This is a genomic window from Arsenicibacter sp. R0_47 (assembly GCF_057652235.1).
In genome coordinates, this window is sequence record NZ_JBYFCJ010000002.1 from 388208 (window position 1) to 414393 (window position 26186).

The following is a 26186-nucleotide window of genomic DNA, read 5'->3' on the forward strand; positions in this document are numbered from 1 at the left end:
GGAACAGGATACTAGTAAACCAGATTTTTTACCTTAAAACCAATGAAAAAATGGCGATTAAACACCTTTTCGAGCGCGATAACGCTGTTTTGATGAGCCCTCGCCCGAGTGGTGCGTATGGTAACGATGGAATAACGGGGGCCAGCCGTGACTTCGACGACCTGAATGATGACGCAGACGACGATGACGACGATTTTCTGGATGACGACGATATCGACGATGAACTTCACGATGAAGATGCAGAAGCAGGCCGTGAATTTGGTGATCCTGATGATGACGAATTCCTCGAAGAAACCGATTTCGACGATGCCGAACTGGACTTCGAAAAGGACGATGATGATGAATTCAGAGACGATGTCGATGATGACAGTAGTCTGTATTAACTAAACATAGATACGCAACGTGATGGAAAATCAGCATGAACAGGCAGATATGCCGGAGGAGGATGTGGCACCGGACAGCGACACACAGTCGTCGGCAGCCAGCGCGCAGGGAAACCGCAATAACGCCGAACTGAGTAAGGAGAACACCGGCGGTGATGCTTCTGAAGATAAAGCAGAAGGTAATTGAGACGAATTTATCACTTCCGGGAAAGGACTTCCCGGAAGTGTATTGATTACGAAGCGGTCAGACACCGCAGCAGCGTCTGGCACTTCATTTCGGTTTCCTGCCACTCATGTTCCGGCACGGAATCTTCCGTCAGACCGGCACCGGCGTAGAGGGTTGCCTGCCGGTCTTCCAGCTTCAGACACCGGATGTGCACAAACAAATGACTTTCCTGCTGTATGTTTACCGGCCCCAGAAAGCCGCTGTAAAACTCGCGGTCATACCCCTCGTGTTGTTGAATAAACTGAAAAGCCGCAGCTCGTGGCATCCCGCAAACCGCCGAGGTCGGGTGTAGTAGCCGGAGCATTACCGTGCCCAGCTGTGGATAATGAACCGCCTGCGTATCCACCGTAAAGTGGCTGCCCAGGTGCATCAGGTTACCGGCCTGAATCGTTCGCGGGCCTTCTTCCAGGTATTCCCGCAGCCGGATTTTCTTAAAACACTCAATGATATAGCGGCTAACCAGTGCCTGCTCTTCAATCTCTTTCTGCGACCAGAGTGCCTCTGCGGTGCGCTTCACTGTGCCGTCGGGGTGAAAGGCCGATTGGGTACCTGCCAGCGAAACCGTCCGGAAAAATCCGCCCCGGTCAACGCTTACAAGCCGTTCCGGTGTGGCACTGATCCAGATTTGCTGATGCTCCGGTAGCCAGACCGCCGAAATAAACGCCGTCGGATAGGCCTGACACAGCCGGTCGAACAGACGCAGCACATCGGGGCTTTCGGCAAACGTAATCGTTTTTGTCTTTGACGCCACGACTTTCCGGAACGTCCCTTGCTTCATTTTCCTGACCGCTTCGGCCACAATTTCCTCAAAACGCGCCTGTTCGGTGGTGTTATCGTCGATCGTAAACGCACTCAGATCGCTTACCGCTGGCTGTCGGGCCGCAACGGAGCCGTCCTGTGCTGACCACCACGACGCACTGGCCTCATTGGCCGGTTGCCAGTCCGCGCCGCCGGCCGTGGCGGAAAAGTGTATATCGGCCCTTAGAAATAAGGCCTTAAACGGCGCATCATTCCCGTGATCAAAATTGTCGAACCGGCTCAGAACAAATCCGGAAGACAATTCGTCGAAATCGACGGGGGCTTCGGTCAGCGCTGATTCTGTCTGGAGAATCAGGTGCTTTTCATCTGCGTTCGGTAAGCGCCAGATAGCCGCCGGAACGCCGGACAACCGGGCTGTCTGCCACAATTGGTCGGGTGTTGGCCACTGGGTACGCGTAAAAATATCGTGTGTTGTGACGTGCATGAACCATGAACCGCCTATACTGTTACGGTTAATCAAATAACAGTTTGTAAAACAAAAAAGTCACTGAACTTCCGAAAAAAGCTAATGCCGGGCGGCAATCACGGCGCAGGTCAGCCGGCTGACGCAAACAGCCTTGCCTTGTTCGTCGGTAATCCGGATATCCCAGACATGGGTGGTTTTGCCGACATGGATTGGCGTTACCCGTCCGTAGACCCAGCCGCTGCGTACACCGCGGAGGTGGTTGGCGTTGATCTCCAGCCCGACGGCATGATAGTTTGTATGGTCGTCAATCATCACAAAGGAAGCCACACTACCCAGGGTCTCGGCCAGTACGACCGATGCACCGCCGTGTAAAAGGCCCATAGGCTGATGCGTACGCTGATCGACGGGCATCCGTGCCACAATATAGTCCTCGCCGATTTCGGTAAATTCAATGCCCAGGTGTGCTCCGATCGTATTGCTGTTGATGGCATTTAATTGCTCAATGGTAGCCGTTGCTTTCATCTGAAATAAGTGGTTTTCAAGCTTGTATTCAGGCTTAACTTCTCGTTTCTGCCTTTTTTGTGTATTTTTGCGGCTGCTTTGGTAACCCGAAGCCTGCTTACGGTAAGGCAAGATCATCCAACAAATCTTAAAAGCAAAGCTAAGCGCTTGAAATCAAAAACCATATTTTTAATCCGACACGGAGAAACCGACTACAACCGTCGGGGAGTTGTGCAGGGAAGCGGCGTGGACGCCGACCTGAATGATATGGGCCGCGCACAGGCAGCCGCTTTTTTTCAGGCCTATCAACACGTTGCATTTGACAAAATCTACATCTCAGCCCTGAAAAGGACATTCCAGACCGTCAAGTCGTTTATTGAACTGGGCCTGCCGTATGAAAAGTACGAAGGACTCAATGAGATTAGCTGGGGCGTTATGGAAGGTAAAGTGCCGAATAACTTCGATAACGACTATTACCGTGACCTGATCGAACGCTGGAACGCCGGCGAAACCTCGCTGACGACCGATGGTGGTGAAAGCCCCGAGCAGGTCCGCGACCGCCAGAAAGTGGTTATCGACCTGATTCTGTCACGTCCCGAAGAGGAAACTATTCTGGTGGCCATGCACGGCCGCGCCATGCGGATTTTGCTGTCATGGCTGATGGAGCTGCCGCTCGCCAATATGGATCAGTTCGAACACAGCAATCTGTGCCTGTACAAGCTGCGGTACGACTACGAAACGAAACAGTTTACGATTGACCTCAACAACGACAGCACCCACCTGCTGACATTAGCCATAGCCTAGGGAATGCGGGAGCAGCAACCACTGCTCCCGGCCATGCCCGGTTTGTTCACCGTATTTTCCCGCTGGTGTATAACAAACAGCAATCTTTCGCAAAATCCCGTATATTCGCTAACTACTCACTATGAGTAGAAGTGACTAATGGGATACTCAAAACATCAACTATATTGGTTTTGCCAGATCTTCGGCTGGACGCTCCTCATCGCCGTGGAGTATTTCGTCTATTGGCTGGAGGAAGGCTTCGACCCTGACATGTTCTACCTGGCCATTGCAAACATTGTGCTGGGTATAACACTGACGCACCTCTACCGCCTGACTATCCGGCGCTGGAACTGGGTGCAATTGCCTTTCTTCCGGCTGGCCCCACGGGTGCTGGCTTCGGTGCTGGTCCTGGCACTGGTAATGACGGTAGTAAATTTTCCGGTTGACAAGCAACTGCTGCCGGACATGATTCTGAACAATACATCGGCCTTTCTGGCTTATATGCTGAGCTGGGGCAAGGTTATGCTGACCTGGGTGCTGACCTACACGGCTTATCATTATGTGGAACAAAGCCGTGATGCGGAAATTGAAAAGATACTGCTCAAATCCTCGATCCGGGAGACGGAGGCCAAAGTACTCCGGTCGCAGCTGAACCCGCATTTTGTGTTTAATGCTTTGAACAGCATCCGGGCGCTGGTCTACGAAGACCCGTCGAAGGCCCAGCAGGGCATCACACAGCTATCGAACATTCTCCGTAATTCGCTGCTGGCCGACCGCCGGAAAACCGTCGAACTGCGCGAGGAAATCAAAACCGTAGAGGACTATCTGGCCCTTGAAAAAGTCCGGTACGAAGACCGGCTGAAAGCCCGCATTGATCTCGATCCGCGTACGCTGTACTGGCAGGTTCCGCCGATGATGCTCCAGACACTGGTCGAAAACGCGATCAAGCACGGAGTCTCGAAGGTAATGGGCGGCGGGTTTGTTGAATTGACTTCGCGGCTCGATGAAACCGACAAAGGTGATTCGAAGCTGCACATCCGGATCCGGAACACCGGCAAACTAGGAGACAAGGAAGAGTCAGGTGGTTTTGGTCTGAAAAACACGGCCCAGCGGCTGGAACTGCTCTATGGCAGTCCGGCCAAATTTGACATTTATCAGGAAGGCGACGATGTGGTATGTGCGGAGGTAACGATGCCGATGCAGTCGGACAGCATCTTCCGGAAGGCCGATAAAGTAATGAGTTAGCAATTTGATACAATATTAATGAAGACCCTTCTTGTAGACGACGAGCGGTTGGCACGCGCCGAACTGCGCCGATTGCTGGAGAATTTTCCGAAAATAGAGATCATCGGTGAGGCCGCCAATGCGGATGAGGCACTGCCCATGATTGATGATCTGCAACCGGATTTGCTCTTTCTGGACATTCAGATGCCGGGCAAAAACGGCTTTGAACTCCTGCAGTCCATCGAAGGCAAAGCGCCGGATGTGATTTTTACCACCGCCTACGATGAGTACGCGATCAAGGCGTTTGAGTTTAACGCGCTCGATTACCTGCTGAAACCGGTTGAACTGAACCGCCTGACGGAAGCCATTCACCGGGTAGAAGAGGAGCACCATCACCGCAACGAACCGGAACGGGCACAAAAAGACATCTCGACCAAAATCCTGGGCGAAAACGATCAGGTTTTTGTCAAGGACGGTGAAAAATGCTGGTTTGTGAAGCTGGGTAAAGTGCGGTTATTTGAGTCGATGGGTAACTATGTCCGGTTGTATTTCGATGATCAGAAACCGCTCGTTCTCAAATCACTGAATGCGCTCGAAGACCGGCTGGATCCGGCTACGTTTTTCCGCGCGAACCGCAAACACATCATCAACCTGCAATGGATCGATAAAATCGAGCCGTGGTTCAGCGGCGGGTTGCTGGTGACCCTGCGGGGAGGCGATAAAATTGAAATCAGCCGCCGTCAGGCCATACGGTTCAAGGACCTGCTGAGTCTGTAACGAATCAGGCCTATCGATCGGGCGATTGACCGGCGGACCATAGTCTACCGGTCAATCGCCTAACCCGTTCAGGGCGGCTCTGGCCTTGTTATCGATGCTGTTTTTATACTCGTGCTTCTTGTAGCTGAGCGCTTTTTCGAAATACTGCCGTGCTCTGCCCTTGTTTTTCTGCTGCTGGTAGAGGTAGCCGAGTTGCAGGGCCGAGGTGGCGCCAAAGGAGAGTTGCTCCGCCTCGCTGAGGGCAATAGCGCGCTCAAACAACGGAATGGCGATCACCGGTTCCCCTCGCTTTTGCCGGATGCGGCCAAGCCGGTAGTTGTATTCTGCCTTGTCGGCCGTTGACCCGAAACGGGCCTCACTAAAGCCTTTCAGATGCTCCAGCGCGTCGTCCAGAAATCCGCCGTCGAACGCCAGCCGCGCCTTCATCAAAACCTTCTGATTCGCTGAGGGTACGTTCTTCGCGAAATTCTCCGCAAACTTCTGCGCCACTTTATCCGTTTCGGCCACCGTTTTGCCCACTGTCCGTACTTTTTGCAGGTAAGGCAGGGCTTTTGCATCCTCATTGTCGAGCCACAAACTCAGAAACAGCTTGTAATATGCATCTTTCAGAAAGCTCCGGCCCTTGTACGTGCTTAAAAAGCGCTGAAAGGCAGCCTGTGCCTTATCGTATTGGGCTTGTTGCAGGTAAATATCGCCCAGGATGCTGTTCAGGATGGGCATCGGCAGGTAGTCGGGGCCGGTCGGGCGGCTGTTCAGGTAAGCCAGCGCCTGCTCGCTATGCCCGTTTTTGATCTCCATGGTGGCCCCGAAATAATGGACGAGCAGGTTATCCGGCTGGCTGGCAACCCAGAGCGATAGTTGCTGACTGTCGGCCGGCGACATGGTGAGTACATACGATCGGGCCAGTAGTTCGAGCAGGTAGGCTTCGTTTTTCAGCAGCGGATCGTGCTGAGCGCGTTCGAGTTCCTGAAGGCCAAGGCGGATGTCGCCCCGAAGCCCGAGCATGCCGGTCATCCAGGTGTAGTTGTCGGGTACCGAGCCGAACAGAATATGCAGCAGGCCGAGGGCTTTGTAGGTCGGCAGAAACGACGGGTATTTTTTCTGATTCTCGGTCAGCAGCCGGAACGCTTTGATAATGTCCCAACCCGCGCTGATTTCATGACCGAACTTCAGTTTAACAAAGGCCCAGTGCAGCCTGACCTCTGCCTGAAGCACGCGGGCATAGGGTGCGTCGTCCGGCAAGGCGCGGAGCTGATCGAGCCGTTGTGCTTCCAGGCCGGCCAGCTGACCGAAGGCCTGTTCATCGTCATTGATAAGCAGGGTGAGCATATCGGCATAGTCGGTGAGCCAGATCGTGATGCCGTTCCGGCCGTTTTCGGCAGCAAGCCGCTGCCGGGCCGGTTGTAGCTTTAGCTTCGACAGGTCAGCGTAGGCCTGCTGATGGCCGGCCGTCCAGCCATACGGCTGCGCACCGGCGCGTTGCGTACCGGCCAGCCCTATGAGGAGTATGAACAGAACACGCGTGTACATGGCTCACAATTCATGACAAAACAAAAAAAGCCCCGCCTGACAGGATCAGACGGGGCGTGCAAAGGGCAATCCGCCATTACCGGCGACCGGTTACGGCTGGCTCAGGTGCGCCTTCCACGTCGGCCAGAACGCGGCCGCAGTGTTCGCACACGATGATTTTTTTCTTGTCTTTGATGTCAGCCTGACGCTGTGGCGGAACCACGTTGAAGCAGCCACCGCACGCACCGCGTTTTACGGTTACGACAGCCAGACCGTTCAGGGCATTACCCCGGATTTTGGTATACGACTTCAGCAGACGTTCTTCGATGTGCGTAGCTTGTTCGTCGCGGTCAACTTTCAGGCGTTTTTCTTCTTCTTCGCTTTCGGCCAGAATCTGATCCAACTCCTGTTTTTTCACGCGCAGGTCTTCCTTCCGCTCATTCAGGGCGCCTTGTGTCCCCTTGATCTCATCTTCTTTCCCGGCAATACGGAACAGCGCTTCCTTAATGCGTTTGTCGGCCAGTTCGATTTCGAGCGATTGCAGTTCGATTTCTTTGGAGATGGCATCGTACTCACGGTTGTTCCGTACGTTCATCTGCTGGTCTTTATAGCGATTAATCAGGCGTTCGGCGTCTTTTTTCGACAACCGGTTGCGTTCGATTTCGTCGTTCAGCGTGCTGATTTCGTCGTTAAACTTACCAATTCGCGTTTCAAAACCGGCGATTTCGTCTTCCAGATCCCGAACTTCTTCAGGCAGGCTACCACGGATTTTAATCAGATCATCGAGGGAAGAGTCAATCGTTTGTAGTTTGAGAAGAGCATCCAGTTTTTGCGCAATTGTTAGTTCCATTCGAGCGAATATATTTTAATGTAAAAGGCATTATGAATACTGAACACCTGGCTATCCGTAAATAGTTTGGCAGCAACCATAACCCGCTAAAAATAGTACTGAATTGGGTTAGTCACCGTTTCAGACAAAATTACCGCAAAATTAGTGAAATGTTTTGATAAATAGTGCTGAATCAGCTCCTTTGTGAAGACTTCACTTTCGTAATGGCCAATGTCGCAGATCATAATTTGCTGATCGGCGTCGAAAAATTCGTGGTACTTGTAGTCAGCGGTCACCAGCACGTCGGCGCCGGCCCGGATGGCGTTGGGCAACAGAAATCCCCCGGCACCCCCGCAAACGGCCACGCGGCGGATGGGTTTAGCGGGCAGGGCCGTATGCCGGATCACCGTAACCTGCATCTGCTGCTTCAGATAAGCCAGAAAATCGGGACCGCTCATGGCTTCCGGCAACTCGCCGATGGCCCCCGAACCAACCTCGCCGTTAACATTCAGTACCGGGTACAAATCGTGGGCAACCTCTTCGTATGGGTGCGCTTTTTTCATGGCCGACACAATCGCTCCTTCGAGGTGCGACGGAAAAATGACTTCGACCTTGTGTTCGCGGACCGCTTCGTCGGTGCCGACCTGACCAATTACCGGATTGGCACCGTCCAGAGGCTTAAACGTACCGGTGCCTTCGACGCGGAACGAGCAGTGTTCGTAATTACCGATCTGACCGGCTCCGGCCGCGTACAGGGCTTGTAACAAGGCTTCTGTGTCGCCGACCGGAATATACACCGAGAGCTTGGTCAGCGTCTGGGCTTTGGGCGACAGAATGCGTGTGTCCCGCAGGCTTAATTTTTGGGCAATTTTAAAATTTACACCACCTGTTACGTTATCTAGATTAGTATGGGATGCATAGATCGCCACGTCGTTTTTAATCGCTTTAATCACGGTCCGTTCTACGTAAGTGCGGCCGTTAAATTTCTTAAGGCCCTTAAAGACAATGGGGTGGTGAGCGACCACCAGGTTACAGCCACGGGCAATGGCTTCGTCGATAACGGCCTCGGTTGCGTCGAGCGTAACCAGCACGCCGGTGACGGGTGTTGACGGATCGCCGACGATGAGTCCGGCGTTGTCGTATGATTCCTGATAGGCCAGCGGAGCCCAGGCTTCCAGGCAGGCCGTTACTGTGCGTATGGTTGTCATGGTACTAATGAGTGATAGAGCGAATGAGTGAATGAGCGGGACGCGTAGTCCGGGACGCGTAGTCAGTCCGGCCTTCGCGGGATTAATGAATGATTCGGTTTGCACATTATCACTCCCGTCGGGAGTCGGCTCAACAGATTGCAAAAGTAATGGGCGGGAGGCCAATAAATGAGCGGTTTACTAAACAAACGGGCATAAAACTGACTTAATGAAAAGAAGCACGTATTAACGTGTTGTAATCTACTCAACTAATGAACATGGAAACAACAATACTTGTGACGGATCTGCGGTTTCCGGAGGGCCCTGCATTTGACGATGCCGGCCGCCTCTGGTGCGTAGAGCAGGAGGGCGAGAGCCTGTTCTGCCGTCATGCTGATGGAATGACCGAACGAATACGGGTGGGCGGTAAGCCGAACGGATTAACCAAAGGCCCCGATGGGTGGCTTTACTTCTGCGACTCGGGGAAAAACGCGATCCGGCGGATTCATCCCGACAACCGGCAGGTGGAAACCGTGCTGGATCAGATTCACGGGGAACCGCTGAATATGCCCAATGACCTTATTTTTGATAAATACGGCAATTTACTGTTCAGTTGCCCCGGCCCGTCCGACGATGATGTGCACGGCTATGTGGGTGTACTGACGACTAAAGGAGCAGTGGATATGATTACGGAAGGGCTGCGCTACCCCAACGGGCTGGCCATGTTGCCGGAGACCGATGGTCTGCTCATTGCCGAAACGCACCGGAAACGCATCTGGTGCGGTCAGTGGGACGCTGTCAGCCTGACGTGGGAAAACATCCGTGTGTGGGCTGAAACCGGCGACAAAGGATTTGGTCCTGACGGGCTGGCTGTAGGCCCTGACGGCAATCTGTATGCAGCCGTATATGGCGGCAGCCGGATTCAGGTGTTCGATCAGGAGGGAGTGCCGGTCAGTGAAATCAGCGTTCCCGGCGAGAACCCGACTAACCTGACCTTTACGCCGGACGGGCACCAGCTGATTGTGACCGAAGCCGAAAAAGGCCAGCTGATCAGCGTCCACCTGTAGAGCCGCAATATTTTGCGGCTCCGCATGCGTCAGCCGTATTGCGTCAGCTATTGCAACCCCATCGTCAGCAGACCGGGGACCTCAACCGCCCGAGCCGCAAGATGTTGCGGCTCTACAGTTGCGTCAGCTATTGCAACCCCATCGTCAGCAGACCGGGGACCTCAACCGCCCGAGCCGCAAGATGTTGCGGCTCTACAGTTGCGTCAGCTATTGAAACCCCATCGTCAGCAGACAGGGTATTTCAACCGCCCGAGCCGCAATATTTTGCGGTTTTACAGTTGCGTCAGCTATTGAAACCCCATCGTCAGCAGACCGGGTACTTCAACCGCCCGAGCCGCAAGATGTTGCGGCTCTACAACCGATTCATCAATACAGAAGAAAATCCTGATCAGCCGGTCAGGATTTTTTTTGCCCCTTTCCAACTTTTCGGGTTTGCCGGTGCACTTTAGGGTGTAATTCATCTAACCACCGAATGTTTCGCTTGGCGACCTCTCCTGACATATCCGAACGCGACCTGATCGAAGGCTGTCTGAGCCCGGAGCTGCCGATCCGCCGGATGGCGCAGCGGACGTTGTTTGAGCGGTACAAACGGGCTATGTTTTCAACGGCATTCAGGCTGCTGAACGATTATGACCATGCCAACGATGCCTTACAGGATGCGTTTGTGGACATTTTCCGCAATCTCAATACGTTTCGGTACCAGTCGACGCCGGGGGCATGGATGAAAACGATTGTGGTACGGCACGCGCTGCGCAAACAGCAGTTCGAAGGCCGGTTCATCAGCCTTGACGAATCCCTGCATGATCAGCCGGTACCGGAGCTGGACACGCTGACGGGGCAGGAGCTGGAGGGCGCTATTCTGGCACTTCCGGCAGGTGCACGGACGGTGTTTCTGCTGATTGAAGTAGAAGGCTATAGCCACCGTGAGGTCTCGGATATGCTTCAGATTTCGGAGGGAACGTCGAAATCACAGGTTAGTTATGCGAAAAAATTGCTGAAAAAACGGCTTCAACGATCATGAATCAATTACCCGAACATGACCCGCGCCCTGACCTCTGGGCCCGCATTGAGGCTGACCTTACCCACGAAGACCGGCTTGACCGGTTGCTCAGCCAGCTGCCCGAACATGACCCCGGCGATGTATGGGCACAGCTGGAGGCACGGATGCAAGAGGGGGAAAGCGGTGCCGCCGGCGAAACACCGGTACGGCAGATTGGCTGGTCTGTGGCAGCAAGGTGGTTGGGAGCGGCTTCTGTGGCCGGCTTACTGGCGGGCTGGCTCTGGTGGCAGAATCTGTCGAAGCCGGATGAGTACATAACGGTTGCCTGGTCGACAGAAACGGCGGTAACGACATGGCAGCAATCTGACCAGACAGCGGCCGATGACCACTTCATGACATTTGTTGAGCAGCATTGCCGGCAGGAAGTGGCTGCCTGTAGCCGCCCGGAGGTAAAAGAACTGAAAGGCCGGCTGGACGATCTGAACGACCGGAAGGTGAAAATCGAGGAAAAACTGTCGGTTTTCGGTAACGATCCGGCGCTGGTACAGGCACAGATAAAAATTGAAAATGAGCGTGCTGAGGTGACAAAGCAGCTCGTACGCGAACTACGGATATGAGAACAGGCAGGTATTCGGGCAGGTGGCTCTTGTGGTTACTGGTCTGCATGTGGTCAGGAACGATGGCGCAGACGCAGGTACAGGTCGTGACGAAAACGATTGAGAAGGAGCTGCCTTATGCCGACGGACAACCCATCCGGCTGATGGCACAGAAGGCTGATGTGATCGTACGGGGCTGGAACCGGCCCGTAGTGAGTATCCGGCTCCGGCTTATTGCCAAACACCCCGACCGGGCGGTGGCTGAGCGGGAGCTGGCCTATCACCAGTACACGTTGCAGGCGACCGGTACCGGGCTGGATCTGGCCAACCGCTTCGTGATTCCGCAGGCGGCCGGCAAGCTTAAAAGCCAGCTGAAGGCCGTTTTCGAAGTAAATGTGCCGGCCCGTTCGCAACTGACGATCAATGATGCATTCGGCGACATCAGCCTGACCGACTGGGCAGGTGAGGGGTCGGTAAACCTGGAATTTGGCCGGTTGACGCTGGAGGAGGTCGGTGGCCGGCTGACCATTGTGTCGGAGTACGCCGACATCGACGGGCGGCAGGTGAATGCCGTCCTGACGGGAAAAACGCAGAAGGCCGAAGTCAGTCTGCGCGGGCTGGGCGGCACTGTGAAGCTGTACTGTAAATACGGTAAGCTGGTGATCTGGCCGAACGCCGCCACGCTGGACGGCTTGCAGGTTGACGCGGCCGGTACGGAAATCATGGTTATTCCGAAGCGGATCGAGGAGTACCAGTATGTGGTTCAGTCGGCTTACAGCACAGTACAGGTGCCTGACGGCTTCAGGGAGTTTCTGAAGAAAAAGGGCGTGCAGCAGCGCTTCGACTGGCCGGTTTCCGGCCGCAAACCTCTGATAAAGATTGACAACGACTATGCTCCGGTGATCATCCAGTCGCTTTCGGATACCAATGCGTCAACGGGGAAATAAACGGATATCGCTACGCTGAAACTTGAACCCTAACTACTAATCTGATCGTATGAAAACCATCGTTACTCTTGCGCTTTTTATCGTAATGACGGGCAGCCTGGTGCCTTTGCAGGCACAGACCGTACCGGACACTGTTCGGGTGGAGTATACACAGGAGACAGTGACTGTCTCGGCGAAAACGGATCCCGAGCGTGCAAAAGCCGAAAAAACGGCTGTCGATGAATTGTACAGCCGTAGCCGTGAAGAACGGACACTGTTTGTGCTGCGGTTCACAGATAGCCTCCATCCCGTCTTTGCAACAAACAGGTTGCCGGAGCAGGAGCAAACCAGCTGGTATGGGCTGGAAACCGGTGTCGAGCATAAGGTGCATCCGGCATGGGCACTGCTCGGGACCGTACAGGCCGGGTTTGCCGGTGGCCGGAAAAACGGCTTTTCATACAAGGGTTACAGCCTTGACGGCGTTGGCGGCATTGCCTGGTATCCTTCCATTATGCGGATGATCCGGAAGGGTAAGTCCGCGAATAACTTCTTACGCCAGACCTACATCTCAGCCTTACTGGTAACGACTATCCATGACCGGATCACGGCTACCCGGCTGAATACCGGAGAACGCTGGCAGACCAACCTGAAGCACTACAACCAGCTGATTACGGTACAGATCGGGCAGCACAGCCGCCGGACAAAATGGTTTGATTACAACTTTTCGTTCGGGGCAGGGTACCTCATTGGCCCTGATCCGGGCATCCGGCGGCATGTACAGGCCGTTTTCCGGTCCTGCTTCGGCTTGGCCCTGTAGCGCCGCAAGATGTTGCGGTTTCGCATGCGCCAGCCATATCGCGCCGGCTATCCACATCTATTCTTCTTAAAACCCCATCGTCAGCTGACAGGGTACTTCAACCGCCCCGAGCCGCAAGATGTTGCGGCTCTACAGTTGCGTCAGCTATCCATATTCATTTTCTTAAAACCCCATCGTCAGCTATTGCAACCCCATCGTCAGCACACAGGCTACTTCAACCGCCCGAGCCGCAAGATGTTGCGGCTCTACAGTTGCGGTAGCTATTCAAACTCCATCGTCAGCTGACAGGGTACTTCAACCGCCCCGAGCCGCAAGATGTTGCGGCTCTACAATTGTGTCAGCCCGCATGCATAATAACACTGATTAAAAATGCATTGACTATCGCCGTAATTTCTTTAATGAGGATTTAATCATTCAGGTAAAACTGGCTATATATTGATCAAAATACGCTTAATCGACAAAAAAACATGATAAAATAGAGAAAAAAAGGTCGTTTTTTTAACCTGCGAGTATAGGGATTCGCTTACTTTACTTGTCTATGATGAGTACAACGATTGTAGGTGAAAAACACAATTTTATATGAGCGCTTCTTACTCAACGCATTCGCAGGAAAAAACGCAGTCGTCTGTGTTCAGAACCTCTGTTTGTAAGGAAGCTTTAGTCATGGACGATGAGCTGGTACTCCGGCAGGCGTTTGCCAGCGATCCGCGCAAGGGCTGTGAACTCCTGTTTCGCCGGTACTACACCAACCTCTGTAACCACGCCATCCGGTTTGTTTATTCGAAGGAAGTTGCTGAAGACATTGTGGCTGAGCTGTTCGCTAACTTCTGGTACAGCAGGGTGTTCGATGACATCAGCACCTCCTACCGGGCATATCTCTACCGCGCTGTCCGGAACCGGGCCTATAATTACCTCGCCTGGCAGTTCAAACGTACTGATTCGATGGACGCCATTGAGGATATGCCCGTCGATCCGACGCTAAAACCCGACGAAGTATTGCAGTACTCCGAACTGCACCAGAAGATTGAACACGCTATCCAGCAACTGCCGGCCCAGTGTCAGCGGGCGTTTCTGCTGAAACGGATTGAGGGCAAAAAATACACGGAAATCGCTGAAGAAATGCAGATCGGTACCAAGGCTGTAGAAGCACTGGTCAGCCGGGCGCTTACCCGCCTCCGTGCCGAACTGAAAAACGACTGGTTTCTGGGATTGTCCGGGCTGGTGATCTTATCTATTCTGTAAACGCGGCGGGATTTTCACGATCTCAAGACCATACACCGCAAAACAACCTGATGATAATGACACCGCTACCTAAAGACATCCTTTTTGACTTCTTCGACGGCAAGGCCACGCCCCTGCAACGCAAACTGATTGAAGACTGGCTGATGATACCGGCCAATGAAGAACTGTACTACCAGTATCTCGATGAGTGGGAAACGCGCCACATGCAGTTCTTTCCGCCGCTCGACGAAGCCCTGACGCAATACAGACAGGAGCTGAACGGCGAACGGACCCGCCGGGTCAGGGCCTTGTACGATCCGCCGGAAAGCCCGTTCCGGTTTCAGCGGTGGTTCTGGTGGAGTATTGCCGCTTCGATTATTCTGCTGGCAACCGGAGGCGGACTGATCTATCAGGATCAGTGGCGCTACAGTACCTACCGCACCGGATTCAGTGAAACCGCCACGCACCGGCTGCCTGACGGCTCAACCGTAACGCTGAATGCCAATTCGGTACTACAGGTGCCGCGTTTTGGCTTCGCTGAGGGCCGCCGGCTGGTCAGACTGACGGGCGAAGCGGTGTTCAAGGTGGCTCACCTGCCTGATCACCAGCGGTTTGTGGTAGACATGGGACGCGGTGTGCAGATCGAAGTGCTCGGAACCGAATTCGTGGCTTACGCCCGTAACCGCGGACAGCACGTATTCCTCCATAAAGGAAGCATTAAACTGGACTTGCCACAGGGGAAACAGCTCTACATGAAGCCTGGTAACCTCTTTACGGTCGATGCGGACGGTCACGGTAAGCTGACGGAAACCGCACCGGCACAGTCGTATCTCGCCTGGCAGGATCACTGGTTCCATTTCGACAATACATCCTTGTCGGAAGTGGTGCAGCAGATTGATGAGGTATTTGGTGTTCAGGTGGTCATTCCTGACTCCGGACTGGCCCGGCGGCGTATTGCCGGCAATTTCAAGGCAACAAAGGCTGATCAGCTGTTGCAGAGCTTATCGGAATTACTCAATGTGAAAATTACGAGAACCAACGACCATATCGAATTACGAACACTTACCCTTTAATTTAACTTCTCCTATGCACCAACCTTTCTTACCAGGGACCTTTTTGGTTCTACTGGGGCTTTCCTGCTGCCATACGAGTATGGCACAGCGGGTAGTACTGGCCCGGCAGCAGGCCAAACCCGTGGCACTGATACAGTCGTCCGGTACGTCGGCGCGGCAGTTGAAAGATGTGCTGACCGACCTGAGCCGGCAACATCGTGTGAGTATTCTGTTTGAAGAAACGACCGTTCAGGGGCTTACCGTTCCGGGGCAATCGCTGACGGCTACCGGTAAATTATCCCGCCGGCTGGCCAGTCTGGTTGAGCCGTACGGCCTGCAGGTAAAGCAGGTAAGCGACCAGACGTTCCTGGTTTTCCGCAAACAAACGAAGGCCGCACCCGTGGCTGGCCTGGCCAATACCCTCCCGGCACCGCTGACGACCGAACCGGCGCCGGCGGGCAGCACCTTGACCATGAATTCGCTGGCTATGCGTTCGCCGGATGTTGCGTCGGCGGCGGATATTCAGGTGACGGGTACGGTAACCGACGAAAAAGGCGACGGCCTGCCGGGCGTTAACGTAGTGATCAAAGGCACAACCAAAGGGGTGACGACCGATGCTACCGGCGCGTTCCGGATGAGTGTACCGGACCAGAATGCGATTCTGGTGTTCAGCTTTGTGGGCTACACGTCGAAAGAGGTGGTTGTTGGTGCGAATGCGCGGATTGCCGTAACGCTCGTGGCTGACAATCAGACACTCGAAGAGGTTGTGGTGGTAGGGTACGGTACGCAGTCGCGGGGAACGGTGACCGGTGCGGTCGGCAATGTAAAAGCCGATGACATTATCCGGACACCGGCTGCAACTACATCGGGTGCGCTGGTCGGCCGGGTGCAGGGGATTACTGCCCGTCAGGCCGATGCGCGTCCGGGCGGGTCAACCAGTATCCAGATCCGGAACATGGGTACACCGCTGTTCGTTATCGACGGTATTACAGCCGATGCAGGGCAGTTTAACAACCTCGGGATCAATGATATTGAAAGTATTTCGATTCTGAAAGATGCGTCGGCGGCGATCTACGGACTTCGGGCGGCCAACGGGGTTGTGCTTGTAACAACCAAAAAAGGTAAGGCCGGTCAGAAAACGTCGATCAACCTGTCGGGCTATTACGGCTTACAGAACTTTACCCGCTATCCGCGCCCGGCCAATGCCTACCAGCACGTGCGGGCGCTGGTCGAATCGGATCAGAACCGGGGCATTACGCCGACCATCACGCCGGAAGAGCTGGCAAAGTGGCAGGCCAATACCGAAAAAGGCTTCCAGAGCTTTGACTATTACGACATGGTTATGCGGCCGAACGTACCGCAGTATTACCTGAACGCCAGTGCGTCGGGTGGTTCGGAGAGTGTAAACTACTATTTCTCGGTGAGCCACCTGAATCAGGACGCTTTGATCCGCGACTATAACTTTAACCGGACCAACTTCCAGGCAAACATTGATGCCGGTCTGTCGAAACGCCTGCGGGTCGGTACTCAGATCAGCGGTCGTCTGGAAGATCGTTTTCAGGTCGGGGTGCCGGGCCTTGACGATTACTTCAACCCGTTCCTGAGTATTTTCTCAATGTGGCCGACGGAGCGCCCGTATGCCAACGATAACCCGAAATACATCAACCAGACCCACAACGTAAACGTAAACCCTGCGACTTACAAGAAGGAAGTAACGGGCTATATCGACGAAATCTGGCGGGCGGCCAAGGGCAACTTCTACGCCCAGTATGACTTCGATTTCGGGCTGAGCGCCAAGGCGACGTATTCGTATAACTTCACCAACTTCGATTTCGACGGGTTCGAATACACCTACAACGCCTATACCTACGACGCCAAAAACGATGCCTACAACCTGGTGCCGGGCGGTGGTAACCAGAACCCGTGGCGCGAACGCCGGAAGCGGAACGTCTCCGACCGCTTTGCCCAGTTGCAGCTGAGTTATAACAAGCAGTTTGGCGTACATGGTATCTCGGCAGTAGCCGCTTACGAACGTACCGACTCGGACAACAAATACCTGGTGGTCCACACGGTGCCGCCGAACAACTACATTCCGCTGATGTCGTTCGCCAACCAGGACTTGCTGATCGACGAATGGAACGTGCAGGCGCGGGCGGGCTATATCGGCCGGGTAAATTATAACTACAAGCAGCGCTATCTGCTTGAGGTACTGGGTCGTTATGACGGATCGTTCCTGTTTGCGCCGGGCAAACGCTACGGCTTCTTCCCGGGCGTGTCGGCGGGATGGCGGATTACTGAAGAGCCGTTTATGCAGGGCCGCACCAAGGTGCTGAACGAACTGAAGCTCCGGGCCTCGTACGGCAAAACGGGTAGTGACCTGATCAACGACGGCTTTATTGTGGCACCGTTCAGCTACCTGCCGGGCTACAACTTCCTGCAAGGCAGCGCCATTTTCAACGGGAACTACGTCATTGGGGTACGGCCGCGCGGTCTGCCGATCACAACCCTGTCGTGGGTGACCAACATTTCGTCGAACATCGGGGTTGATTTTGCCTTGCTGAATTCAAAACTGTCGGGTCAGTTTGACCTGTTTGAGCGCCGCCGGACCGGTCTGCCGGCCGCCCGGTATGACGTGCTGCTGCCTAGTGAAGTAGGCTACACGCTGCCGAACGAAAACCTTAACTCGGACGCACACCGTGGTCTGGAAGGGGTACTGACCTACCGCAGCAAAGTCCGCGACATTGATTTCTCGGTAAGCGGTAACGCCACGATCTCCAGGCTGCGTAACCTCAGCCAGTACAAGCCACGCTTCGGCAACGCATGGGACGAATACCGGAACTCCGCCGTTGACCGGTGGGCAAGCGTGAACTGGGGCTATCAGGTGATCGGCCGCTTCAAGTCGCAGGAAGAGATTGATAACTACGATATTAACAACGACGGACAGGGCAACCGGACCCAGCTGCCGGGCGACTTTATCTACAAGGACGTGAACGGCGACGGCATCATCAACGGCCTCGACGAGCGGCCAATCGGTTATGCCGAAGGTGCCAACCCGTACCTGAGCTTCGGCGGCAGCTTAAACTTTGGCTACAAAGGCTTTACGCTCCAGGTCGACTTTGCGGGCGCTTCCCTGCAATCGTTCCGCCGCGAAGTGGAAATGAAGATTCCGTTCCAGAACAACGGTACATCGCCGAACTACATGTTTGAAGATCGCTGGCACCGCGCCGATCCGTACAATGCCGACAGCCCGTGGGTGGAAGGCACGTATCCGGCCATCCGGAAAGACAATACCAGCCACGTGAATTTCAGCCGTCGTAGTGATTTCTGGACAACCAACGTACGCTATGTGCGGCTCCGTAACCTCGAACTGGGCTACAACCTGCCGGTTGTCTTCACGCGTAAGTTCGGTGTCAACCAGATGAAAGTCTATGTGAATGCGACCAACCTGTTTTCATTCGACAACGTGAAATCGCTCGGCATCGACCCTGAAATTTCGTCGAACGGTGCATTGGTGTATCCGCAGCAGCGGCTGTTTAACACCGGTTTCAACCTGACATTCTAAACGATTCCGGAACGATGAACGTGAAAGGCCCTTTATTCTCCATGAAAAAATTTCAGAAATTACTCATCATAGCGGCCCTGGCCGCACCCGTAACGGCTTGTAAGGAGGAGTGGCTCGAACGGCAGCCGCCGAACATTATCCTTGAAGAACAAGTCTGGAACGATCCGAACATGATCACCGGTTTGCTGGCCAACTACTACGACCGGCTACCGGCCCACTCGCAGATTGATGTGGGTTGGGCGGAGTTCGCGGCCTACGACGAAGCCATGTGGTCGGGGAACGACGATGCGCGGAACAACATTGTTTCGTATCCGTTTGACCGCTGGCGGTTGTGGGACTACGGCCTGATCCGCGACATTAACCTGGCGCTTGAAAGCATCGAGAAATACGGCACCACGCTGACTGCCAGCCAGAAAACGCTGTTTTCGGCCGAGCTACGCTTCCTGCGGGCGTATCAGTATTTCGAGCTGGTGAAGCGGATGGGAGGCGTGCCGCTCATTACGAAGCAGCTGATTTACGACTTCAGCGGCGACCCGACCCCGTTGCAGCAGCCACGGGCGAAAGAGGAAGCGGTATATGACTTCATTGCCAGCGAACTCGATGCGATCAAGGAGCAGCTGGGCAATGCCGGCAGCAACACGCGGGCGAATAAGTTTACCGCGCTGGCGCTGAAAAGCCGGGCGATGCTCTATGCGGCGTCGATTGCCAAATACAACAACCGGATGGGTGCTCCGATTACGACCCCCGGCGGTGAAGTTGGTATTCCGGCAGCACGGGCAACCGATTACTACACCAAGTCGCTGGCGGCCTCGAAGGAGATCATCACCACCGGCAACTACTCGCTGTACCGCGTGAACCCGAACGCCGGCGAAAACTTCTTCGAGGCGATCACCAAGAAGATCAACAACGCAGAGGTGATCATGGCCAAGGACTTTCTGACGGCCAAGGACAAGCGCCACGGCTTCAGTTACGACAACATTGCCCGGAACATCCGCGAGGATAACCTGAGCTCCTCGAACGTTACGCCGACGCTGAACCTGGTGGAAGCTTACGAATACCTCGACGGTACGGCCGGTACCCTCAAAACCCGGACGGCCGACGACAAGGATTTTATCTATTACGACAAACTGAGCGATGTATTTGCCAATAAGGATGCCCGGCTGTATGGCACGGTCATTTATCCGGGCACGTCGTTTAAGGGTGCGGAAGTGCAGATTCAGGCGGGTGTTATGGTCTGGAATGCAGCCAGTAACAGCTATCAGACCATCGAGTCGAATGTGCTGGGATCGACCTACACCGACGGCAGACTGCTGACGGGTGCGTCGGGGCCGCAGCGGTCACAGACCGAAGTGTCCAACACCGGCTTTTACCTGCGGAAATACATTGATCCGGCGCCGTTGTCGAGCACACGGGGTATCCGTAGCGACATGTGGTGGGTGCGTTTCCGGTTGGGTGAGGTACTGCTGAATGCCGGTGAAGCTGCCTTCGAACTGGGGCAGACGGCCGAGGCGCTGACCTACATCAACCGGGTCCGCGAGCGCGCCGGTTTCGGTCCCAACAGCCTGACTGCGCTTACCTTAGCGCGGATTCAGAACGAGCGGCGCGTCGAGCTGGCTTTTGAAGATCACCGCGTATGGGATCTGATGCGCTGGCGGATTGCCCACGAGGTCTGGAACGGCAGCCCGACCAACCCCGATGCGGTGATGTCGGCGCTGTATCCGTACCGCATTGTCCGCCCCGGCGATGCCCGCGACGGGAAGTATGTCTTCGTGAAACTGACCGCTCCGCGCTTCCGGGCACCGCGGTTGTTCCAGATGGGCAACTACTACTCGTCGATCGACCAGGCGGTGATCAACAACAACCCTAAAATTGTCAGAAACCCATTCCACTGATCCAGTTATGAAATTCCAGCACTTGATTTTCCCGGCACTGATGGCGCTTGCGGGCCTGCTGACGGGGTGTGAAAAAGATAACTATGCCGAACCGAAGGCCACCATCAATGGTCGTGTGGTGTACCAGAGCCAACCCATAGGCGTACGCTCAAACGGGGTGCAGCTCGAATTATGGCAGCGGGGCTACCAGCTGTTTACCAAAATTCCGGTCTATGTCGATCAGGACGGGTCGTTTTCGGCCACCGTTTTCGACGGCAATTACAAACTGGTGCGGCTGCGCGGCAACGGCCCGTGGGTTGACAACACGGATACCATTGACGTACAGGTCCGTGGCTCAGCGACGATTGACGTACCGGTACAGCCGTATTTCACCGTGGGCAACGAGAAGTTCCAGAAAGCCGGTACCGCCATTACCTCCACCTGCAAAATCAACCAGGTGCTGACGACACGGGCCATTGAGCGGGTAACGCTGTATGTGGGGTCAACCCAGTTCGTGGATATTAACAACAACGCGGGCAACGTCAGCAAAACCGGCGCCGACCTGGCTGATCTGTCAAAGGAGCTGAGCTTTACGATGAACATCCCGTCGTCGGTGGCCAGCAAATCGGTTGTATACGGCCGGATCGGCGTGAAGACCGTCGGCGTTGCCGAAATGCTGTATTCACCTGTACAGAAAATACAGTTGAAATAAAGACCTAATTGGAGTAGATTAGAAGATGATTGTGTAACCCCTCGCCGGTTTCAGGTGAGGGGTTATTTGTTCCCGAACACAACAAGATGCGTATCACTGCTACCTTACTAATCCTTCTGAGCGTCGGGGCATTTGCCGGTGCCCAGACCGTACCGGCGCGGATTCCAATCCACGATCCCGTCATGATCCGGCAGGACAGTACCTACTATGCCTTTGCCACGGGGCGGGGTATTTCGGTCTGGTCGTCGCGCGACCGGCTAACGTGGAAAGCCGAAAAACCGGTATTCAGTACACCGCCGGAGTGGGCCGTCAAGGCCGTGCCTGGCTATCGGGGGCATACGTGGGCACCCGACATTTCGTTTCATAACGGCCTGTATTACCTCTATTATTCCGTGTCAGCGTTCGGGAAAAACACGTCGTGTATCGGTGTGGCCACCAACAGGACGCTGAATCCGGCAGATCCGGCGTTTGGCTGGCAGGACCACGGCATGGTGGTACAGTCGGTACCGGGGCGTGATAACTGGAATGCCATCGACCCCAACCTGATTGTGGATCAGGACGGTACGCCGTGGCTGGCCTTCGGCTCGTTCTGGGACGGGATCAAACTGGTCCGGCTCCGCGATGACCGGAAAGCCGTTGCCGAACCGCAGCAGTGGGTGACGCTCGCCAGCCGTAAACGCAGCAACGGCGCCGACGATACGCAGGCCGGTGACGGAGCGATAGAAGCGCCGTTTATCTTCCGCAAAAACAACTACTATTACCTGTTTGTCTCCGTTGACTATTGCTGCAAGGGGCCGCAGAGCACCTACAAAATGATGGTCGGCCGGGCCGACAAGGTCACGGGGCCGTATGTCGATAAAACCGGCAGAAAGCTGGTGCTGGGCGGCGGATCGTTGCTACTGGAGGGAGACCCGAACTGGTATGGTGTAGGCCATAACGCTGTCTATACCTTCGACGGCGCGGATTTCCTCGTCTACCACGGCTACGACGCGGCCGACAACGGCAAATCGAAGCTGCTGATCCGGCCGCTCGACTGGGATGCAGAGGGCTGGCCGGTGGTGAAATAGACATTATTCTCCGGACACTGAACAGTATCCGGAGAATGATTCAGCGATTACTGGCAGGCTGTACCACCCACGATAAACGTGCGGGAGTCGGTACTTTCATAGCCGCAGGCGTTGCGGAACGAAGCCGTAAAGGTGCTGGTGACGTGCGGAATCAGTACGTAAAACAGGATCATGCAGATTTAAATGTGGCCCCACAAGCCGCTTTGTCCGGAAATCAACAGGATTTGTCCGGAAATTGACAAGGCAGGAGAGACCAGTTAAGGACCTTTACGCCCCTAACACAGGCTTATATTTCTTATCTATGTCGATCATTACGTACATTTCAGGCTCCTGCCGGGCAGACCGCGTATTACTTTTGCGCATTAGCTGGCTAACCCTGCTTTTCTGGGGATTTTATCAGTCCGGTTACGGACAGACAATCATTCAGGTGACCAATACCGGCGATAGTGGACCCGGTACCCTGCGCCAGGCGCTGGCCGATATTGGCGGCAGCAGCGCACCGGGCACCTTTACCATTACCTTTACGGTGTCGGGTACTATTGCGCTGAACAGTTCACTGGTGGCGCCGGCCGGCAAAGACGTAACCATCACCGGCCCGTCGGCCACCACAACCGCCATTACCCTGAACGGCGGTGGCCCGTCCGGCGATTTTACGATCCTGAGTATACCCGGCTCCGCAACCCTGACGGCCCGTTACCTCAGCTTTGCCAACGGATATACCACCGGAAGTGGCGGAGCAATCAGCCTTGGCGGAGGAACCCTGCGGCTGGCCTACTGTTATTTCCATGACAACAAAGCCAATAATTTCGGCGGGGCATTCTATCAGGCAGCCGGATCGTTTACAATTACCAACAGCACCTTCGCCGGCAATACCGCCATCAGTAACAGCGGGGCGATTCATAAAAGCAGCAGCGAGGGTGGCCTGATCGATAACTGTACTTTTAGCGGCAATACAGCCCGTGCCGGTGGGGCGATTGAGGCGTCAGTCGGTAGCCTGACCATCAGCAACAGTACCTTTACCCAAAACCGGGCTGTAGGCGTGACCACCTCGCCGGGCGATGCGGATGGCGGGGCAATTTATGGCGGTAACGGCGATGCCCGGGTAACGATCAATAACTGCCTGATCGCGGGTAATACCTCATCCGGCGGCGGACAGGATATCCTGAGCGGCTTCAATTCATCGACCGGGTATAACCTGATCGGAAACCCGGCAGGAGCGACGCTGGATGCTGTGACGACGGGCAATGTTACGGGCGTACCGGCATCGGCAGTCCTGAATCCGGTTCTGGCTGCCAACGACGGAATTACCCCCACGCACGCCCTCGTCAGTTCGGGACCGGCCATCAACGCCGGCCCGCCCGCCAGCACTGATCCCGATCAGCGGGGGCTGGCCGTTTTCGATACCCGGCGCGATATTGGCGCCTTTGAATCGCAGGTAACACCGCTGGTTACGACTATCGGAAGTGTCTCGGTCGCCTGTAACGGGTCGGGCGGTTTTTCGCTGACGGTAACGGGCGGTACGGGCAGCGGCTATGCCTACCGGCTGACGGATGCGGGCAATTTTACCGCCCTGGCCGGTGCATCACCCTATACCGTCGCTGTCACGACCGCCGGTTCATACACGGTTACGGTACAGGACGGGGCGGGTAATCTGAGCGTACCCATCCCGCTGACACTGACGGGCCCGCCGGTCATAAACATTGCCGCGACACCGTCACTGTTTATACTACCTGGTCAGAGCACGACGCTGACCGCCTCGGGTGCCGGATCGTACCACTGGTCGACGGGCGACGCTACAGCTGCCATCTCCGTGAGTGTAGCCGGTCCGTATACCGTTACGGGGACTACCGGCAGTTGTTCGGCCGTTGCCGGGGTAACGGTGGTAATTCCTGCCTGTAACACGGTGGTATATGTGACACAGAACGGGGCAGGTGCGCAGAACGGAACTAGCTGGAGTCAGGCCTTCTCCGGCACCGCCCTGCAAACGGCTATTCAGGTTGCGACAGCCTGTGGTGCTCAGGTATGGGTGGCGCAGGGGCTGTATAAACCGACCGTCTACACCGGCCCTGACAGCCGGACGGTTAGTTTTGTCATGGCTAAGGATGTGGCGATATACGGGGGCTTTACGGGCAGCGAAACGACCCTTAGCGGCCGGCCGGTGCAGAACCCGATGGTAGGGCAGTTCAGTAGCAGTACATTGTCCGGCGACATCGGGATTGCTGACAATCAAACCGATAACAGCTTCCATGTACTCAGCAGCCCTGAAGGCTTAACTACTACCGCCGTACTGGATGGCTTTGTTATAACCGCTGGTAATGCAAATGGAGATAACTATACTGGTGCTGGCGGAGGGATGTTCATTGAAGATAGCAGCCCGACGGTACAAAACTGTTTATTCATGCAGAATACGGCAAAGGTGGGAGGGGCTGTTTATACTCCTTCTACCAGCAATAAACCAGTCCTGATGAACTGTGCATTTTTACATAACTCGGCCGGAAGTGGCGGTGCGATAGTAATGGCCAATGGTTCTACCGGCAAGATGATTGTGAGCGGCTGCCGGTTTGAGTACAATTCAGCCTCTAGTATAGGGGGAGCGATCTCTACTAACGGCTATATAGCACTGTCCGACTGTGTGTTTCAGTATAATACGGCCGGTACTTCTGGTGGAGCAATAGATGCTTACAGACAGGGAGAATCGTTTACGATGATCCGTTGTGTGTTCCGCGATAATTCAGCCGCCTTTGACGGTGGAGCAATAAAATTTACTAATTCCGGAGATGTACTGACCGACTGCATATTTCAAGGCAATACCGCCAATCGGGGAGGTGGTATTGCTTTTGCAGGACAAAACCCGAAACTGATTAACTGCCTGTTCCGACAAAATTCGGCAGTCGCCGGCGGCGCTTTTCACTGTAGTTCAGATTCCAGACCAACATTGATAAACTGTTCGGTCTACAGCAATACGGCAACTACCGGTGGAGCCGTATTTGTAGAATCCGGCAGTACAAACTTGGTCAATACGATCTTGTTTGGTAACGGGGGCAGCAATACCCTGTATTCAACAAATAGTGAGGTTTTTACCAATACACTTCGCTACAGCCTGATCGAGCCGGAGGGGCTTACCGCATCGGGGGTAATCAGCGGTCTCGGTACCCTCACCACCAGTACTTCTCCGTTTGTGAGTGGGAGTGACCTGCAGCTTGCAACCGGTTCGGTGGCCATTAACGCCGGCGATATAGCCAGCCTGACAGTAGCGGCCGGCCCTTATTCGGCCACGGCCCTGCCCGCTACCGATCTGGCAGGCGCGCCCCGCATTGTCGGCGGACGGGTGGACATGGGTGCCTATGAGTCGCAGACAACTTCCCTGCCCCTGCCGTGCGGGCTTCCGCCTGCGGCAACCGGCTTCCGGGCAAGCGGGGCCATCGGGCCGGGCAACTGTAGTGTACAACTGCTCGCCACTGCCACCGGCGACCGTTTTGTGATGACCGGTCCGTCGGGGTATGTCTATTCAACCGTTTACCGGAACGCCGGGACGTACTCCGTCACCGGGCTCAATGTGCGGCAGCCGGGAGTGTATACCCTGACCGTGTACAGCGGCAGTTGTACCGCAACCTTTACCACTGAGGTGTCCGGTACAGCCTGCCGGTAGGG

Annotated in this window: 24 protein-coding genes; 17 read left to right on the top strand and 7 right to left on the bottom strand. The window is 55.0% G+C overall.

Annotated elements, in window-relative coordinates; genetic code table 11:
- The first annotated feature begins 50 nt into the window (after positions 1–50).
- Together AC23NW_RS04950 and AC23NW_RS04955 are read left to right on the top strand one after the other, a co-directional pair.
- Positions 51–383 (top strand): hypothetical protein, encoded by a 333-nt coding sequence (locus AC23NW_RS04950; protein ID WP_487448077.1) that lies wholly within the window; start codon positions 51–53, stop codon positions 381–383.
- A 22-nt stretch (positions 384–405) separates the two neighbouring features.
- Positions 406–570, top strand: coding sequence for a hypothetical protein (locus tag AC23NW_RS04955; RefSeq protein WP_293844302.1), 165 nt, complete (start codon positions 406–408; stop codon positions 568–570).
- 46 nt (positions 571–616) lie between these two features.
- On the opposite strand, the gene AC23NW_RS04960 is transcribed toward AC23NW_RS04955, so the two are convergent.
- Positions 617–1852 (bottom strand): chorismate-binding protein, encoded by a 1236-nt coding sequence (locus AC23NW_RS04960; protein WP_487448079.1) that lies wholly within the window; start codon positions 1850–1852, stop codon positions 617–619.
- A gap of 81 nt (positions 1853–1933) precedes the next feature.
- Positions 1934–2356 (bottom strand): hotdog fold thioesterase, encoded by a 423-nt coding sequence (locus tag AC23NW_RS04965; protein WP_487448080.1) that lies wholly within the window; start codon positions 2354–2356, stop codon positions 1934–1936.
- Between the two features lie 147 nt (positions 2357–2503).
- On the opposite strand from AC23NW_RS04965, the gene AC23NW_RS04970 reads away from it, so the two are divergent.
- From AC23NW_RS04970 to AC23NW_RS04980, 3 genes are all read left to right on the top strand, one after another.
- Complete coding sequence (locus AC23NW_RS04970; RefSeq protein WP_487448081.1) at positions 2504–3139, top strand: histidine phosphatase family protein; 636 nt, start codon at positions 2504–2506, stop codon at positions 3137–3139.
- 138 nt (positions 3140–3277) lie between these two features.
- A complete protein-coding gene (locus AC23NW_RS04975) occupies positions 3278–4363 on the top strand; it encodes a sensor histidine kinase (RefSeq protein WP_487448082.1) in 1086 nt (361 codons plus the stop codon).
- A gap of 18 nt (positions 4364–4381) precedes the next feature.
- Positions 4382–5119, top strand: a complete 738-nt coding sequence (locus tag AC23NW_RS04980) for a LytR/AlgR family response regulator transcription factor (RefSeq protein ID WP_293837003.1) — start codon at positions 4382–4384, stop codon at positions 5117–5119.
- A 51-nt stretch (positions 5120–5170) separates the two neighbouring features.
- On the opposite strand, the gene AC23NW_RS04985 is transcribed toward AC23NW_RS04980, so the two are convergent.
- From AC23NW_RS04985 to AC23NW_RS04995, 3 genes are all read right to left on the bottom strand, one after another.
- Entirely contained in the window at positions 5171–6649 is a 1479-nt protein-coding gene (locus tag AC23NW_RS04985; RefSeq protein WP_487448084.1) for a tetratricopeptide repeat protein, read from the bottom strand.
- A 76-nt stretch (positions 6650–6725) separates the two neighbouring features.
- On the bottom strand, positions 6726–7478 hold the full coding sequence (locus tag AC23NW_RS04990; RefSeq protein WP_293836999.1) for a zinc ribbon domain-containing protein: 753 nt from the start codon (positions 7476–7478) through the stop codon (positions 6726–6728).
- An 86-nt stretch (positions 7479–7564) separates the two neighbouring features.
- Positions 7565–8665: a Nif3-like dinuclear metal center hexameric protein gene (locus tag AC23NW_RS04995; RefSeq protein ID WP_487448086.1), complete on the bottom strand. Its 1101-nt coding sequence runs from the start codon at positions 8663–8665 to the stop codon at positions 7565–7567.
- A 257-nt stretch (positions 8666–8922) separates the two neighbouring features.
- Here AC23NW_RS04995 and AC23NW_RS05000 point away from each other — a divergent pair, with 257 nt between their 5' ends.
- Entirely contained in the window at positions 8923–9711 is a 789-nt protein-coding gene (locus tag AC23NW_RS05000; RefSeq protein ID WP_487448087.1) for an SMP-30/gluconolactonase/LRE family protein, read from the top strand.
- Between the two features lie 287 nt (positions 9712–9998).
- Here the strand turns inward: AC23NW_RS05000 and AC23NW_RS05005 are convergent, their stop codons facing one another.
- A complete protein-coding gene (locus tag AC23NW_RS05005; RefSeq protein ID WP_487448088.1) occupies positions 9999–10172 on the bottom strand; it encodes a hypothetical protein in 174 nt (57 codons plus the stop codon).
- Positions 10173–10183: 11 nt separating this feature from the next.
- Here AC23NW_RS05005 and AC23NW_RS05010 point away from each other — a divergent pair, with 11 nt between their 5' ends.
- The 10 genes from AC23NW_RS05010 (at position 10184) to AC23NW_RS05055 (ending at position 22535) form a co-directional block, all read left to right on the top strand.
- On the top strand, positions 10184–10732 hold the full coding sequence (locus tag AC23NW_RS05010; RefSeq protein WP_487448090.1) for an RNA polymerase sigma factor: 549 nt from the start codon (positions 10184–10186) through the stop codon (positions 10730–10732).
- Positions 10729–11328, top strand: a complete 600-nt coding sequence (locus tag AC23NW_RS05015) for a hypothetical protein (protein ID WP_487448092.1) — start codon at positions 10729–10731, stop codon at positions 11326–11328. Before AC23NW_RS05010 ends, AC23NW_RS05015 begins: the two co-directional genes overlap by 4 nt.
- Positions 11325–12254: a DUF4097 family beta strand repeat-containing protein gene (locus tag AC23NW_RS05020; protein WP_487448093.1), complete on the top strand. Its 930-nt coding sequence runs from the start codon at positions 11325–11327 to the stop codon at positions 12252–12254. The genes AC23NW_RS05015 and AC23NW_RS05020 overlap by 4 nt, the downstream gene beginning before the upstream one ends.
- Positions 12255–12303: 49 nt before the next feature.
- Positions 12304–13050, top strand: coding sequence for a hypothetical protein (locus tag AC23NW_RS05025; RefSeq protein ID WP_487448095.1), 747 nt, complete (start codon positions 12304–12306; stop codon positions 13048–13050).
- A gap of 579 nt (positions 13051–13629) precedes the next feature.
- Positions 13630–14292, top strand: a complete 663-nt coding sequence (locus tag AC23NW_RS05030; protein ID WP_293836985.1) for an RNA polymerase sigma-70 factor — start codon at positions 13630–13632, stop codon at positions 14290–14292.
- Positions 14293–14348: 56 nt separating this feature from the next.
- Positions 14349–15344 (top strand): FecR family protein, encoded by a 996-nt coding sequence (locus tag AC23NW_RS05035; protein ID WP_487448097.1) that lies wholly within the window; start codon positions 14349–14351, stop codon positions 15342–15344.
- 451 nt (positions 15345–15795) lie between these two features.
- Positions 15796–18885, top strand: coding sequence for a SusC/RagA family TonB-linked outer membrane protein (locus tag AC23NW_RS05040; RefSeq protein ID WP_487448339.1), 3090 nt, complete (start codon positions 15796–15798; stop codon positions 18883–18885).
- A 41-nt stretch (positions 18886–18926) separates the two neighbouring features.
- Positions 18927–20777 carry a RagB/SusD family nutrient uptake outer membrane protein gene (locus AC23NW_RS05045; protein WP_487448098.1) on the top strand — a complete coding sequence of 617 codons (1851 nt, stop codon included), beginning with the start codon at positions 18927–18929 and terminating at the stop codon, positions 20775–20777.
- Positions 20778–20784: 7 nt separating this feature from the next.
- Positions 20785–21468: a DUF3823 domain-containing protein gene (locus AC23NW_RS05050; RefSeq protein ID WP_487448099.1), complete on the top strand. Its 684-nt coding sequence runs from the start codon at positions 20785–20787 to the stop codon at positions 21466–21468.
- 86 nt (positions 21469–21554) lie between these two features.
- Positions 21555–22535 carry a family 43 glycosylhydrolase gene (locus AC23NW_RS05055; protein WP_487448101.1) on the top strand — a complete coding sequence of 327 codons (981 nt, stop codon included), beginning with the start codon at positions 21555–21557 and terminating at the stop codon, positions 22533–22535.
- A gap of 47 nt (positions 22536–22582) precedes the next feature.
- On the opposite strand, the gene AC23NW_RS05060 is transcribed toward AC23NW_RS05055, so the two are convergent.
- Positions 22583–22708, bottom strand: a complete 126-nt coding sequence (locus tag AC23NW_RS05060) for a hypothetical protein (RefSeq protein WP_487448103.1) — start codon at positions 22706–22708, stop codon at positions 22583–22585.
- 128 nt (positions 22709–22836) lie between these two features.
- Between AC23NW_RS05060 and AC23NW_RS05065 the strand changes: the two genes are divergently transcribed.
- Entirely contained in the window at positions 22837–26184 is a 3348-nt protein-coding gene (locus tag AC23NW_RS05065) for a beta strand repeat-containing protein (RefSeq protein WP_487448105.1), read from the top strand.
- The last annotated feature ends 2 nt before the right edge of the window (positions 26185–26186 follow it).